We start from the raw sequence: 14,834 nt of genomic DNA on the forward strand, positions 1-14,834 counted from the left end.
AAAAACTTGTGAATTTAGCTACTATGACCAATAATCAAATCCATCCATTGTTAAAATATATTGAACGCTTAGAAGCTGGTGATGCCTTATTGCCAGACTCTCCCCAAAACCTCCTTGAAGTAGTTGGCATCCTCAAAAGTTATGGCATTGTTTTAGATGCCTACTCTGACAACCTTATTTATGTTGCTGACCATCAATTTTTAGTATTTTTTCCATTTTTTAAATACTTCAATGGTCAGCTAAATATCCGCAAATTGCTCAAGTATTGGTGGCACGATCGCATTAATTATGAATATGCCGAATATTGCATGAGAGGGATGTTATGGCATGGGGGAGGCGGGTTAGATTCTTACCTAGATTCATCCCAATTCCAAAACTTAGCAGAAGCCGCTATTCAAGCGAAATTTAAAGGCAATAGTTTAATCCTGGGACTACATCGAATGTTTCCCGAATTTCTGCCCGAACAAGTGCGACAGTCAGCCTATTATAGCGCCTTAGGGCAATTTTGGCGAGTCATGAGTGATATTTTTATCTCCCTTTCTGACCTCTATGACCAAGGGAAAATTAAATCCATTCCCGCAGTAGTCCAGCATATCTTAAATGGATTAGTTGCCGCCGCCAATCAACCGATTACTTATGGGGTAAAATTGGGAGATAAAACATTAGATATCATCCCTAAATCTGCCGGACTCACATTTTTAATGGATACAGCAGTTCCCTATGTAGAAGCCATTTTTTTCCGTGGTACACCCTTCCCCGGTACTGTATCCTATAACGCTCAAGTTCATCAAATCCCCAACCAACAAAAAGAATTTACATACGGCGCTTTATACGCTGACCCCTTACCCATTGGTGGGTCCGGTATTCCACCCACTCAATTAATGCAGGATATGCGCCATTTTTTACCTGATTATCTCCACAATATTTATAATAATAGTTGCCGAGGAGAGGATGATTTGCGCGTGCAAATATGCCAAAGTTTTCAAAAGTCTATGTTTTGTGTAACTACAGCCGCCATTCAAGGACTAGCACCCTATCCCCTCAACACTGATGACCCGGAACAGAAAAAAGCTAACCGCACTTATCTGGAAAATTGGTTAAATCGGTTTATAACTTCCCGTTTGTCTGAGGTTAATCAGCCTACTCCGACAGATTATAAACCCTTTCCAATGCGTTCATAGTTTATCTCAATTGGCAAATTTTTACTTTCTGAATTATGAGTTATTCAAGACTGCAAACCCTGGGAAGATATCTGCGTCCCCACTGGAAAATATCCGCCTTGGGTATGGTGTCTCTGTTGGTGGTGAATGTGGTGGGGGTTTATATACCTTTACTCATTCGTAATGGTGTAGATGACCTACAAGAGGCGGTAGAGTTTCAGGAAGTAGGATCGCAGGTTTTATTGATTGTTGCTCTAGCATCCATTATGTGGGTGATTCGCATGACATCCCGAATTTTAATTTTTGGGGTGGGGCGACAGGTCGAATTTGACCTAAAACAGAAGATTTTTAATCATCTAATTATCCTGGAATCTTCCTATTTTTCTAATAGTAGAATCGGGGATTTAATTAATAGAGCAACCTCTGATGTTGATAATATTCGGAGGTTGGTGGGGTTTGCTGTCCTTAGTTTAATTAATACCATATTTGCTTATGGTTTGACTTTGCCAGTCATGCTGGCTATTAATATTAAGTTGACTCTATTATCGATTTCGGTTTATCCGTTGATGTTAGTATTGGTGCAGATTTTTAGTGGTAAACTTCGAGATCAACAAATGGAGGTGCAGGAAAAACTCTCGGATTTGAGTGATTTAATTCAGGAGGATATGAGTGGCATATCTTTGATTAAAATTTATGCTCAGGAAGAAGCCGAAAGGCAGGCTTTTCGAGAACATAATCAGGGGTTATTATCGGCTAATTTAAAGTTAGCTAGAACTCGAAATTTTTTGTTTCCAATATTGGGAGGTTTAGCCAGTTTAAGTCTCTTGATTTTGCTGGCTTTCGGGAATGAGGCGATCGCTCAAGGTGATTTAAGTATCGGGGATTTTGTTGCCTTAGTATTATATGTCGAAAGGCTGGTATTTCCCACCGCTTTATTAGGCTTTACTATTACCGCTTATCAGCGGGGAGAAGTCAGTGTTGACCGGGTTGAGTCTATCCTCAGTATTAAACCTAAAATTCAAGATTCACCTCACCCTATACCCCTCATGACTCCAGTTAAAGGGTGGTTGAGTGCGAGAGATTTAACCTATACTTACCCCGCCGCCAAAACTCCCGCTCTCAATCATGTCAATTTTACCATCCTACCAGGGGAAACTGTCGCGGTAGTCGGTCCTATTGGGTCTGGAAAAACTACCCTAGCTAATGTAATTCCTCGGCTGTTGGATATTGATATAGATAGCTTTTTTATTGATGGTCAGGATATCACTCAACTGTCTCTGGCGCAACTGAGAAAGGTAATTGCTTATGTTCCCCAGGAGAGTTTTCTATTTAGTACCACTATTGCTAATAATATTTGCTATGGTAATCCCTCAGCATTGCGATCGCAAATTGAAGCCGTTGCTAAAATTGCTCAAATTCACGATGAAATTGCCAATTTTCCCAAAGGTTATGATACAATAGTCGGGGAAAGGGGTATCACCTTATCCGGTGGGCAGCGACAACGAACTGCCCTAGCTCGTGCCTTGCTTTGCGATGCTCCTATATTGATTTTAGATGATGCCCTCTCTAGTGTAGACAATCAGACAGCCACCGACATTCTCTATAATCTGACTAGCGGGACGGTGCGTCAAACCGTGTTATTTATTTCTCACCAAATGTCAGCTACAGCCAAAGCCGATCGCATTTTGGTGATGGACAAAGGCACAATAGTACAGACCGGAAACCATGACCAGTTACTACAGGAAGAGGGACTATATCGGAGACTTTGGCAACAGCATCAACTCGAACAAATGCTGGCTTGATTACAATAAAAATCATCAACTGTCAATTTATCAAACCATAGTATGAGTGTATCGGTTGGCAACGAGTCACAACGAAAGGGAAAAACCCTCCAGAATACGGGGTTGTGTGGTTTGACCATGCAAGTAGTTTTTGCCTTTGTCGCCATTTTATCATTAGTTTTCACCACCACAGGTAGAAATATTTCTGATGATACTAACCCCGCCCTAGGTGTCAGTGTAACCTTTGCTGTTACCGGACTAATTATCGGAGCATTTAGCATTGTTGTATCATTTCGCTATGCTAACATAGGCAAACAGTTATTATCCCCCAATACCGTCAAACCCAAAAAATCCGACACAGTGAGACTCTTGCGAGTCGGCTTATTATTAGGAATGGTTGGTATCCTGATTGCATTAATGGGGTCAGGTATAACCGCCTCAGTGTTAATTGCCAAAACCATTTCCCAGCCACCAGGAACAACCCTAACCGAAGCCAGTGAGGCGGTTAGAGCCCTAGATGTATTTGTAATGATTGCCAATTTAAATGTACTAGCAACCCATTATGTTGGCAGTGTAGCATCAATTTGGCTACTTTATCGGATTTAGTTGCCGCGCAATCTTCCTAGGGTAGTAATATAAATAACCGCTTCATCCGTGGGGATACCCAACACCTCATTAACTAGGTTATCAAAAAATCCGCCGATACCACTAGCACCTAAACGTAGGTGGGTGGCGGCGAGGTTCAATCTTTGGCCGAGATGACCAGCATCACTATGTAAATAACGATAAGCCCGATCGCCATATTTGGCGATCGCCTTGTTTAAGTCAGCCGTATGAAAAAGCAGCGCCGCCGCATCTCGTCCCAAATCTTGTCCCAAACATAGATAATGCAACTCTCGGCGAAAATTTTTAAAGCGGATTTGCCTAAGTTCCTGTGCTTTCGGGGCATAATAATAACACCCCTCCTCTAGTCCATTCACCCCAGAGACAGCGATAAAAGATTCAATCAGACTCAAATCAAAAAAGTCCGGTGCAGCATCTAAACCCTGATAGCTGTAGTGCTGGTGTTGATAGGTAAAATCCAGTAGAGCCAGTAATTCTTCCAGGTTGAGATTCCCTCCACTATAGCGACGGGTTGAGCGTCGGCGCAAAATTGCCGTATTTAACCCCTTGAGGTCTTTTCCCCAATCAATAGAAGGGGTGACAGCCGAGACTTTAGTACAGAAGGGGAAATTATATTTATCTTCCGGTTCTTCTTCTTCTGGTGCTAATTTTTTCCAACCTTGGGAACCGGAGGTATCCGATTTAATTTGGCTGGCGCGGTGGAGATAATGGAGTAGTTCCCCGTCGGGAATTTCCGGGTAGTCAGTTTGGGTAGCCGAGGGTAAAGCCGTTCGGAATTCGGGAAGGTTCTGGTCAATTTCCAGTAAGTCAGCCAAAGCCAGCACAGCGATCGCCGCTTCTGTTTCCGAATCTAGGTATAGTAAGTCATTAAGGATTTCATCAGCAAATCCGCCAATCATGTGGGGACGATAGGAATTTAGGGCTCCTGCTAGTTCCAAATTACCCAATAGGTGGCCCGTATCGAGAAATATACGCCGATAGGCGCGGTCTTGGTATCGCCAAGCTGAACGGTAAAATACAGCAGTAACCACCATCGCCAGTTTGGTATTTTCTAGGGATGGATGCCAAAAACAGGCTTGTTTCAACTCTGGCCAAATTTGGCTATCCCAAAATTGCACTAGGGAGTGATTTAAGGCTTGATAGTTATAAAGTCCCGGTGGTAATTCTGGGGTTCCCCTAGAAACTAGATAGACTTCTGCTGGATACAGTCCCCCGGCTGAGGGTGACGATCGCAAATAGTGAAATCCGCTATTTGTGGCTAGTTTAGCAGTTAAGCCATAGGTATGCAGTAGTAGACTAGATAATCGCTGCCATGGGTCTGTATTGGCTGTGGGGATTGGAGAATCGGATATTTCTTTGAGATAGGGTTTCAGGTCAAATACCGTGCCAATCTTGTATTCTTTGAAGGGTTCTGGTTGTTGACTCCAGTCTAACTGCTGACCCTTAGAGGCTAAGGTGTCGGGATCGTATTTGGTTCGCTCATGGTAGTATTGGGCGATGGATTTCAGTGGTTCTGACATTATGACACAGGTTAAATGTGAGGACGGACAGAATCGTTAACCGGAAAGCCAGAGATGCGATCGCGCTATGTGGTTACAGTCCTAACGCCACTCCCCAAGTTTACACTTTTTCAGTGCGATCAGCTGGCAGCAACTCACCAAATCTTAACACAGTTACCACCTGATGCGGCTGTCTGGATTCACGCTACACAGGTTTTTCCTGGTAAATCTTGATTGGGAATTTCCACAAAATGCTTTCGCCATTTGCGAGAGTTCACCCGATTATCGGTTACTGACCCATAGCGCCAGAATTTACTGGTGAGCAAGATTTGTGGGAAAATCAGGTTATTAACTCACCCATCAGTATACATACTTAACTTATTGGTCTCCCCAACCATGAAACCCCAGACTAACTTTATTGTCATTGATACAGAAGGACAACCGATTCTGAAAGCCATGGCGATCGTTGATCATCAAGGAAACTTAATTTATGAAGCCTTTGACCAAAAATATTGTCAAAATCCCCAACTTATCGACCAAAGTAAACCCCTGAAAACCATAGTTAATGAATTTTTAGCTATAGCCGGTTCTCAAACCATTATCTGTCACTATGCACGCCATGATATCGAAGTGCTTAGGAATACATTTCGCGCCGTCGGTGTCCAACCACCTCGCCTCAGTTTTCAATGCAGTTTTGAATTGGCTCAACGCTATCTTCCACAATTAGGAAGTAATAGCTTAGACACTATTAGCCAACAACTCAATTTAAGCCCAGATGACCATACCAATAACCGCGATTCCCTCCATCGCGCCAAACATGATGCCTTATTTACTTATCAACTTTATCGACGTATGATTAACGAATTATTAAAAACTCGACTACAACATCAACCCAACCCCTTTGGCACTAGCCGGGTTGATACCCCTTTCCAAAGCCATATTGATTTTAGAGCGATTTTTGACAATGAATTTGAGCGCCTTAAATACATTCTATCTGATATTAAAAATGATGTCAACCATCAAAGTAAAGGAGCCGTAGTTATTGGAGAACCTGGTTCTGGCAAAACTCACCTAATGATGAGATTAGCCCAAGATTTATTAACTAAGAATAGACTCTTATTTATTCGGCAACCTAATAATGCTGACACAGTTCTATTTCATACCTATAGCCGCATTCTGGAGTCTTTAATTCAAACAGTTCCTCACAGTTCACATACACAGCTTGAATATTTGCTGGCTAATAGTTTTGCCCAAATTATTAAAAATACTGACGCTTATGCTACCCCTGCCACCCAAAAAGATGAACGGTTAATTGAGTTGATAAAAACCGATAACCTCAAGCTGTTTACCGACCTGGGAAAAGACGACACTCGCCAAAAAAGAGAATCTTGGCAACATATAGAAAAACGTGCTTATGATTGGTGGATTAATCAGTTTTCTTCCGCTGGATATGCGCCGAAAATTCTCAAAGGGATAATTCGGTTTTGTGGCTATACCGATTTTAAACGCCGCCAAACTATTACTCAGTGGTTAGCTATGAATGATGTCGCACCAGAGGAGTTAGAGAAGGTCGGTTTGGAAAGCTGGGGAGAAGATACCAGTCGGGAGGAAATTTCTCTGGCGGCGTTGGCGGTTTTTAGCAAGCTGTCTCTCTTGGATGAACCCCTAATTATTATTTTTGACCAGTTAGAAGGTCTGGGTCAAAAACACAATGAACGACTGTTACAAAGTTTTGGAGAAGCTGTTAAAGAAATCTTTACCCATGTTCCCAATAGTTTAATTATCTTAAATCTGTTTCCCGACCGCTGGTCACAATTTCAGCAGGTTTTTGATGGTTCAATTATTGACCGAATTTCTCAATGTCAAATTATCCTCAATAAGCCATCTAATGAACAACTAAAGCAATTACTCAATTTGAAAGGACAGGTGGCTGATGTCACTATTGATGAATTATTTGAACCCCAGGAAATTGCTGATATTTTAACTGCGCCTTCTATTCGTTCAGTTGTCAATGCTGCGGCTGACTACTACCGCTATAAAATTGATGGTATTTGTTTACCTCAGCGACCTGATAAATCGGGTAATTCTGGGGTGATAGGAATGATGGAAAAGCAAATTCATCAATTGACAGAAGAGGTGGCGGAACTGAAAATAATTGTCAGTAAATTAGTTGATACTTTTAATTTAGCCGACGGGGAAAATATTGTCAGGGTTTTTCCTAATGGTATGGCGGCTAGGTCGCCGATTAACTCTTCTCGGCGTAGTCAATTAGAAGATTATCTACGACAGCAAAGGGGTATCCTAGAAGAGAATTATGGTCAACCAGCAATTATTTCCGAAAGTGATGATTTCGGGAAGTTAAAGATGATTATTGAATCATTAAAGCTGGTTTTGTCTCCCCTGAATGTGGATATTTTGCGACTGGGGAAACGGGTACTTCCTGAACATTTGGTGATTAAGACAGCAACCCATCAATTTGCGATCGCTTTTCTGCACCAAAGCGGGACTCGCTTTTATCACAGGATGAGAAACTTAAACGAATTGGTCAGCCATCGTCCTGATATTCATTTTAATCTGTGTCGAGATGCGCGGGAAGATTTGATATCAGGAAAGTCTAGTAAGATAGAGTTGGAAAAGTTCTGTCAGGGGAACAATAGCCACTATCTTCTGTTTGACCGAGACCAACGCATCACCTTTGAGTTAATTTATCAGGCGATCGTTGATATCCAAAATCGCGATTTAGAGATAGATTTACCAGAAGCCTTGGATATTCTACTGTTAGACTACCAGGACTATTGGCTATTCCAAAACCTCACCCAACTCACCCTAGATAGTTAGCAGCCAAATAGTTGACATTATGAATAGGTTGGATGATGCTTTCGTATCACCCAACCTATCGGGAATTTACGACACTGTAGACATCAACTTGGAAGAAGATGCAATTTCGGGTACTTTATTCCAAGTATGATCAGAGATTGTATCAGGGACTGGAACCGGATAACCCATACCTCGCCAAAATTCTTGAACCCTTGTTTGTTTAGCTTCCAGACGAGTTTTTAGCATTTCTGCTGCTTTGTCAGGTTCGCCACAACCACAGAAAAATAAATCAGCCGCAAAATAGCCATATTCGGGCCAAGTGTGAATGGCAATGTGCGACTCGGCTAGGGTAGCTGTGGCAGTTACACCGTGAGGACTAAACTGGTGAACACAGATATCTATAAGGGTGGCACTTCCAGCAGCGATCGCATCAAGAATGGCTTGACGGATACGGTCTGGGTCGTTTAAGATATCAGCGGGGCATTGCCACGCATCGACAACAATATGGGTTCCGAGTTGTTTCATTTTTGGTGATTTCACCCCCCTTTTCGTGGGTTGTAAATGTTTATGCTGGGCTAAAATCAGCAGTCGCTACTTCAGTTTAAGTCCGGGGAAAATAACCGAGTTTTATAACTCTCCTCATGGGACTAATAGGGCCATCTTCCGGCGACGCTAGATTTTCCTACTCCAGCCTTTCCCATTGTAGCACTCTGTTATAATAATTGGTCACACTGAACATATAATTTTTCCGTTCAGTGGTATTGATGTACTTCTGGACTTGAGCCAATTTTGTCCCAAACTTCCCAGCCAACAGTCACCAGTCCACCTCAAACCGCCCCAAAACCGTTTCTCAAGTGGGCCGGAGGTAAGAGTCGTTTAATTCCTCAGTATACTACTTACTTTCCCGCCAACTACCAAACCTATTATGAGCCTTTTTTGGGGGGCGGTGCTGTATTTTTTTATCTACAACCAAACCCAGCATTTTTAAGTGATATTAATAGCGAACTAATTAATGCTTATCAATGTGTCCGTAATCATACAGAGGCGCTGATTAGCCGATTGGAAAAGCATCAGCAGCAACATAATCAAGGTTATTATTACCAGATGCGATCGCAAAAATTTAGCAATTCGCTTGACCAAGCCGCCCGCCTAATTTATCTCAACAAAACTTGTTTTAATGGCTTATATAGAGAAAATCGCCAAGGTCAATTTAACGTACCTATGGGGAAATATAAAAACCCCAAAATTTGCCCGCGAGAATTATTGATAACCGCATCAAAAACTCTCCAGTCAGCAACTCTTAAAGTTCAATCATTTGAAGCAATTGTAAATGAGGCTAATTCTGCGGCTGATTTTGTCTATTTTGACCCTCCCTATCACCCCCTGAGTCCCACCAGTAACTTTACCAGCTACAGCCGTCATAAATTTGGGGTTGATAAACAGGAAAAATTAGCCGAAATCTTTGGGATTTTACACAAGAGAGGAGTCAAGGTGATGCTATCTAATTCTGATACTGAGTTAATCAGAGACTTATATAAAGACTTCAATATTCACCCTATCCAAGCGGGTAGGGCGATTAATTCAAATCCTCAAAATCGAGGAAAAATTACGGAACTTTTGATAACTTCTTATTAACAACAGATGATGGCTAGTTTAATAACAAACTAACACAGAAACAATCAGAAAGATAGCCACAGCGCTATGTAGGAGATAGTCGCGCTGGGGTTTGAGTGTAGCAGCAGGTTGAGTAAAATAAATCTTGGGTTGTTGCTTATCCTTGTTGATGGTATACATACTACTTGACCTGTGTGTGTGAGTTGCTTGTCAGTAAATCTAAACAAAATCTAAAGTTTTGTCAAACAATATTGACAAAAGATTACTTATATGTTGTATAAGCAAAGCGATCGCCTCGGAAAAATCCCACTCTCGGCGGCTTTCGGGTGGGAGGGGTTGAGATAGCAGCAATGCCCAGGCTGGAAAATTCTGATAAAGTAGGAAGGGGAGTGCGAGACGTTCAGGCACGAAATAGGGGTGAAATACCTGAAATAACCGCCTGGTGGGGACTCCATCCCCTCGGTTGGATATAAGAAGCTCGTTTCTGACAATCCCCACAACTGTTTATATGTCCCAACGATTAGTATCATACGATACCTAATCAAGGCAGGGAACCCAAGGTCAACATTCTCTGTAACAAGTCGTAATAATTCCTAACACAATGGAAGCTACGAAACAGAGATGAGGGTAACGGCGATAGCCACCCCCAGTTTCAGGAATCACACCCCGTCAGATTGAAGCGGGGAACGGAAGGCGTGAGGGAAAACCTATTCCCAAATCTGACCACTGCCAACCATCTAAGATTAGGCGTGAGCCGAATGTCTGACTTGAACCATCGTAATTACTTAGCAGCGAAATGGGTTGAAACGCTGCGCTCAAAAGAGTAAGGGGAAAAAGTAGGGGGCTTCCCTTACCACCTACACAGACCTTTAAAAAGTACCCCGGTGGAAAGGACAAATCTAAAGATGGAATGCCCATATAAACGGAACGTTTTAACCCCTCATAGGCTCTGATTATCTGGTCGAGATAATCAGTAGTGAAAAGTGTAAGCGGATGCCTTCGAGGGGGTGAGATGTGACCAGAAGCCAACGCCCAACTGTAATGGAAGGGATATGCTAACGGGTCACGGTTTGAATGTAAGAAATAGAGCCCAGTAGGAGTACAAATGGCGATAGCGAGTTCAAAGAAAGGATTTGGGAAACCAAAACCAATCAAGACTACGAACAACGCATGGAAGGCAGTCCCGTGGGCGAAAGTTCAGCGGAAAGTTTTTAAGCTCCAAAAAAGTATATTTCAAGCAGCTAAATCGGGACAGGATGCAAAGGTTAGAAGATTGCAACGTCTATTGGTGAAGTCATATTATGCCCGGCTCCTAGCAGTACGGCGAGTGACCCAAGATAATCAAGGCAAGAAAACGGCTGGAGTTGATGGAGTAAGAGCAATCTCTCCAAGGCAAAGGTTTGAGCTTGTGGAGAACATTAAGGGAAACCTCAAAGCCAAACCACTGCGACGGGTGTGGATTCCAAAACCTGGCAGGGATGAAAAACGCCCTCTGGGAATACCCACAATCCAAGACAGAGCGAGGCAAGCCTTGGTCAAGTCGGCACTTGAGCCCGAATGGGAATCAAGATTTGAAGGCACAAGCTATGGGTTCAGACCCGGACGGTCAGCCCAAGATGCAATTGGTAGAATTTATTCTGCCATAAAACAGGAACAATACTTTGTCCTAGATGCTGATATAGCAAAATGCTTTGACCGAATAAACCATGATTACCTACTGTCCAAAATTCATTGTCCAAGTAGTCTGAAAAGAGACCTGAAACAGTGGTTAAAAGCAGGCGTTCTGGATAACGGTGTATATGAGGATACAGAAACAGGGACACCACAAGGAGGGGTAATAAGCCCATTACTAGCCAACATCGCACTGTTGGGTATGGAAAGGCTAGTTAAAGAAATGTATCCAAATAAAGGAACAACCACTCAGGTAAACCTTATAAGATATGCCGATGATTTTGTGGTCATTTCAAGAGACTTAGGAATCATTGAACAGTGCAAGACTGCAATTTCTGAATGGCTAAAACCTGTAGGATTAGAGATTAAACCTGAAAAGACCCGAATAGGCCACACACTCAAGCCTATTGAGTACAACGGCAAGATTGAGGAACCTGGGTTCGATTTTCTAGGATTCAATATCAGGCAATATCCCGTAGGAAAATATAAATCTGGGAAAACAGGTGGGGTAGCAAGCCGGTTAATCGGTCACAAAACCCACATCAAACCCAGTAATAAAGCAGTTAAAGCTCACACAGAAGTGATTAAAGGTGCAATAAAACAACTCAAAACAGCACCTCAATCAGCCTTGATTAGTAAGCTAAACCCGATAATACGGGGATGGTCAAACTACTATTCAGGGGTAGTCTCGATGGAAACCTTCAATAAGCTAGATGATGTAATCTGGCAAATGTTGCGGGCATGGACAGTTTCAAGATGCGGAAAGGCAAGTTACAAAAAGCTGAGTAATTACTTCAGACCAGGAAAGGTCAAACTCAGTAATGGGAGAGAAAGGCAAGAAGCTTGGATGTTCCAAACCAAAGATGGGATACATCTATACAAACACAAATGGACACCAATTGTCAGACATACCCTAGTGCGCCCGGACGCAACACCATACGACGGAAATTGGACTTACTGGGCAACCAGAAAAGGACAAGCAATTGATACGCCAAAGAGAGTAGCCAAACTACTCAAGAAACAGAAAGGCAGGTGCGCCTGGTGTGGACAATATTTTACCCCATCAGACTTATTGGAGGTAGACCATATCGTGCCCCGAAGCCAAGGTGGCAAGAATGAACACAAGAACCTCCAATTGCTACACCGCCACTGTCACGATGATAAAACCGCTCTGGATGAAGAGAGGTTGCTGTACTCGTAACAGAGAGACTATCAAACTAGGAGCCGTATGAAGGGAAACTTTCATGTACGGTTCTGAATGGGAGGGGATGGGGGTGACTCCATTCTCGACCCCTAATTATCCCCTTGAAGCGCGAAAAGTAAATTATGCTACAAACCGCAGCCCAGAACCCAGGTGCAGTTCACAGCGAGTCAAAATTCGATGTAGAACTCCGTAAAGTATTCAAAGTATTCAACGGCGAAACCGCAGTTAGGGCGGTAGACCTAGAGATAAAGCGGGGAGAATTTTTTAGCATTCTCGGACCGTCTGGCTGTGGTAAAACTACCACACTGCGGTTAATTGCTGGATTTGAAACCCCCTCAGCCGGGGAGATCCTAATTAGGGGTCAGTCAATGAACCAAACCCCAGCCTATCAGCGCCCGGTGAATACAGTTTTCCAGAGTTATGCCCTATTCAATCACATGAATGTCTGGGATAACATCGCCTTTGGGTTGAGATTAAAACGCCTGGGGAAATCGGAAATTGAAGCCAAAGTCCTAGAAGCCCTACAATTGGTAAAGATGGAATCGTTTGCTAACCGTTATCCTAACCAAATGTCAGGGGGACAACAACAGCGGGTAGCCTTAGCGCGGGCTTTAGTAAATCGTCCAGCGGTGCTACTATTAGACGAACCCCTGGGAGCGTTAGATCTGAAATTGCGTAAACAAATGCAGATGGAGTTATCAAATTTGCATCGCAATTTGGGGTTAACCTTTGTGATGGTAACTCACGACCAGGAAGAAGCGATGAGTTTATCCGATCGCATAGCGGTAATGCACGAGGGTCGCATTGAACAAATTGGCAGCCCCAACCAAATTTACCAATATCCCCAGACCCCCTTTGTGGCTGACTTTATTGGAGACACTAACCTATTTAAGGGACAAGTTGAACAAGCCAATCAGGAAGCTATACAAGTATTAACAGACACAGGGTTACAGATTATCGTAGCCATGAACAAGCGATCGCCTCATCAACTACGAGGGGGGGCGAAGGCTGTAGTTAGTATCAGACCGGAAAACATCACCCTACACTCTGAACCCCCAGAGACTCCCGGAAATAGTTTCGCCGGAAAATTAGTCGATCAGATGTATTTAGGTACTCATCTACAGTACATTGTGAAACTGACTACAGGGGAAACCCTAATGGTGCGACAGTCTCAGAGTTTAGGAGAAAACCTAGATTATGATAGGGATATTTATGTGTGTTGGAAACCCACAGATTGTTTAGCCCTACCGGAACCTCAACACCGCTAAAATATTTGTTGTAAAATTATGGTTTTGATGGCAACGGTAAAAAAAAGTGCCCCCAAGGAAATTACACCCGTTTGGGTTTCATAAACGGATGCAGACCCGGCGCGGGTTTCTGCAATCGACTATGGCGGCGGCGATCGCCTCTTCTGCGTCAGGCTGTGGGTGGACTTTAGGCGAAATCAAAACCACCCCCAGCACTCGCTTCTCATCAGATACCCTGTATATATATACTTGGGCTGGATACACCGATCGCGATCTGCTAGAACGCTTTACCCAGGAAACCGGGCTGAGAGTAGTGGCAGATGTATTCGATTCTAATGAGGCTATGTTAGCCCGTATACAGGCGGGAGGAGCTGGAGCATATAGTATCATCTACCCCTCGGAATACATGGTACAGAAGATGGTAGCACTAGGGCTATTAGCTGAATTAGACCATACCTTAATCGTGGGGTTAGAAGATCTATTTCCCAAATTCCAAAATCCCGATTATGACCCCAACTCCACTTATAGCGTCCCTCTGAGTTGGGGAACTACAGGTTTAATTTACAACAGCAGACTATTATCAAGCTCTCCCGAAGACTGGGAAGATTTATGGACCTATCAAGACCAACTCAACCGGAGGCTAACCCTACTTAATGATGTACGGGAAGTGATGGGAGCCAGTTTGCGGCGTTTAGGCTACTCCTACAACAGCACCAATCCTAGGGAGATTAATCAAGCCTATCAGGAATTGGTCAAGCTGCGAGGGGCGATCGCATCTTTTACCACCGATGCTTGGCGACCTCAGATGATTGTAGGAGACTTACTCCTGGCGATGTGCTATTCTTCCGATGCGGCCGAAGTTATGCCCGAAAACGAAGATTTAGAATACATCACCCCCGTTAGTGGTTCTTCCCTGTGGATTGATACCCTGGTAATTCCCAAAAGCGCACCCAACCCAGAAGGTGCTTATCAGTGGATTAATTTTATGCTGCGACCAGACATCGCCACCCAAATTGTCGAACGCCTCAGCTTTGCTACCCCCTCCCTCGTCGCCTATCGCCAACTTCCCCAAGAACTCCGGGAAGACCCAGCCCTATTTCCCCCAGAAAGCGTCATTGCTAACAGCGAAACTGTTTCGCCCCTACCACCAGAGATAACCGCCCTTTTTGATCGGTATTGGACTAGACTCACCAGTGGTTAATGTGAACATCGGGTGC

Annotated in this window: 12 protein-coding genes; 8 read left to right on the forward strand and 4 right to left on the reverse strand. The window is 43.4% G+C overall.

What is annotated here, in order from left to right; all coding sequences use genetic code 11:
* The first annotated feature begins 23 nt into the window (after positions 1-23).
* The 3 genes from N39L_RS21635 to N39L_RS21645 all read left to right on the forward strand — a co-directional run bounded on the left by N39L_RS21635 (position 24) and on the right by N39L_RS21645 (position 3,547).
* Complete coding sequence (locus N39L_RS21635) at positions 24-1,181, forward strand: CO2 hydration protein (RefSeq protein WP_006618781.1); 1,158 nt, start codon at positions 24-26, stop codon at positions 1,179-1,181.
* Between the two features lie 35 nt (positions 1,182-1,216).
* Positions 1,217-2,962 (forward strand): ABC transporter ATP-binding protein, encoded by a 1,746-nt coding sequence (locus N39L_RS21640; protein ID WP_006618780.1) that lies wholly within the window; start codon positions 1,217-1,219, stop codon positions 2,960-2,962.
* 117 nt (positions 2,963-3,079) lie between these two features.
* Positions 3,080-3,547, forward strand: coding sequence for a DUF3611 family protein (locus tag N39L_RS21645; RefSeq protein ID WP_006618779.1), 468 nt, complete (start codon positions 3,080-3,082; stop codon positions 3,545-3,547).
* Here the strand turns inward: N39L_RS21645 and N39L_RS21650 are convergent.
* Positions 3,544-5,085, reverse strand: coding sequence for a SagB/ThcOx family dehydrogenase (locus tag N39L_RS21650; RefSeq protein WP_006618778.1), 1,542 nt, complete (start codon positions 5,083-5,085; stop codon positions 3,544-3,546). The genes N39L_RS21645 and N39L_RS21650 overlap by 4 nt on opposite strands.
* Positions 5,086-5,460: 375 nt before the next feature.
* Here N39L_RS21650 and N39L_RS21655 point away from each other — a divergent pair, with 375 nt between their 5' ends.
* On the forward strand, positions 5,461-7,902 hold the full coding sequence (locus N39L_RS21655) for an exonuclease domain-containing protein (protein WP_006618777.1): 2,442 nt from the start codon (positions 5,461-5,463) through the stop codon (positions 7,900-7,902).
* 66 nt (positions 7,903-7,968) lie between these two features.
* Here the strand turns inward: N39L_RS21655 and speD are convergent, their stop codons facing one another.
* A complete protein-coding gene (gene speD, locus N39L_RS21660) occupies positions 7,969-8,406 on the reverse strand; it encodes an adenosylmethionine decarboxylase (protein ID WP_006618776.1) in 438 nt (145 codons plus the stop codon).
* 264 nt (positions 8,407-8,670) lie between these two features.
* On the opposite strand from speD, the gene N39L_RS21665 reads away from it, so the two are divergent.
* Positions 8,671-9,516, forward strand: a complete 846-nt coding sequence (locus tag N39L_RS21665) for a DNA adenine methylase (RefSeq protein ID WP_006618775.1) — start codon at positions 8,671-8,673, stop codon at positions 9,514-9,516.
* 18 nt (positions 9,517-9,534) lie between these two features.
* Here N39L_RS21665 and N39L_RS21670 read toward each other — a convergent pair whose 3' ends face one another.
* Both N39L_RS21670 and N39L_RS21675 read right to left on the reverse strand, forming a co-directional pair.
* Entirely contained in the window at positions 9,535-9,675 is a 141-nt protein-coding gene (locus N39L_RS21670; RefSeq protein WP_167538959.1) for a hypothetical protein, read from the reverse strand.
* Positions 9,676-9,714: 39 nt separating this feature from the next.
* Positions 9,715-9,903 carry a hypothetical protein gene (locus tag N39L_RS21675; RefSeq protein WP_162097043.1) on the reverse strand — a complete coding sequence of 63 codons (189 nt, stop codon included), beginning with the start codon at positions 9,901-9,903 and terminating at the stop codon, positions 9,715-9,717.
* A 697-nt stretch (positions 9,904-10,600) separates the two neighbouring features.
* Here N39L_RS21675 and ltrA point away from each other — a divergent pair.
* From ltrA to N39L_RS21690, 3 genes are all read left to right on the forward strand, one after another.
* Positions 10,601-12,367, forward strand: coding sequence for a group II intron reverse transcriptase/maturase (gene ltrA / locus N39L_RS21680; RefSeq protein WP_014276347.1), 1,767 nt, complete (start codon positions 10,601-10,603; stop codon positions 12,365-12,367).
* A gap of 125 nt (positions 12,368-12,492) precedes the next feature.
* The gene (locus tag N39L_RS21685) at positions 12,493-13,638 is read left to right on the forward strand and encodes an ABC transporter ATP-binding protein (protein ID WP_006619345.1); all 1,146 of its coding nucleotides are present in this window, start codon (positions 12,493-12,495) and stop codon (positions 13,636-13,638) included.
* Between the two features lie 88 nt (positions 13,639-13,726).
* A complete protein-coding gene (locus N39L_RS21690; RefSeq protein WP_006619344.1) occupies positions 13,727-14,818 on the forward strand; it encodes an ABC transporter substrate-binding protein in 1,092 nt (363 codons plus the stop codon).
* Positions 14,819-14,834: the final 16 nt, after the last annotated feature.

The organism is Limnospira platensis NIES-39, assembly GCF_026000695.1.
Lineage (GTDB): Bacteria > Cyanobacteriota > Cyanobacteriia > Cyanobacteriales > Microcoleaceae > Limnospira > Limnospira platensis.

What these genes read in the sequence shown, in the direction of transcription:
- N39L_RS21635 (WP_006618781.1), top strand. Translation starts at nt 24, where the DNA reads ATGACCAATAATCAAATCCATCCATTGTTAAAATATATTGAACGCTTA.
- N39L_RS21640 (WP_006618780.1), top strand. Translation starts at nt 1,217, where the DNA reads ATGAGTTATTCAAGACTGCAAACCCTGGGAAGATATCTGCGTCCCCAC.
- N39L_RS21645 (WP_006618779.1), top strand. Translation starts at nt 3,080, where the DNA reads ATGCAAGTAGTTTTTGCCTTTGTCGCCATTTTATCATTAGTTTTCACC.
- N39L_RS21650 (WP_006618778.1), bottom strand. Translation starts at nt 5,085, where the DNA reads ATGTCAGAACCACTGAAATCCATCGCCCAATACTACCATGAGCGAACC.
- N39L_RS21655 (WP_006618777.1), top strand. Translation starts at nt 5,461, where the DNA reads ATGAAACCCCAGACTAACTTTATTGTCATTGATACAGAAGGACAACCG.
- speD (WP_006618776.1), bottom strand. Translation starts at nt 8,406, where the DNA reads ATGAAACAACTCGGAACCCATATTGTTGTCGATGCGTGGCAATGCCCC.
- N39L_RS21670 (WP_167538959.1), bottom strand. Translation starts at nt 9,675, where the DNA reads ATGTATACCATCAACAAGGATAAGCAACAACCCAAGATTTATTTTACT.
- ltrA (WP_014276347.1), top strand. Translation starts at nt 10,601, where the DNA reads ATGGCGATAGCGAGTTCAAAGAAAGGATTTGGGAAACCAAAACCAATC.
- N39L_RS21685 (WP_006619345.1), top strand. Translation starts at nt 12,493, where the DNA reads ATGCTACAAACCGCAGCCCAGAACCCAGGTGCAGTTCACAGCGAGTCA.
- N39L_RS21690 (WP_006619344.1), top strand. Translation starts at nt 13,727, where the DNA reads ATGCAGACCCGGCGCGGGTTTCTGCAATCGACTATGGCGGCGGCGATC.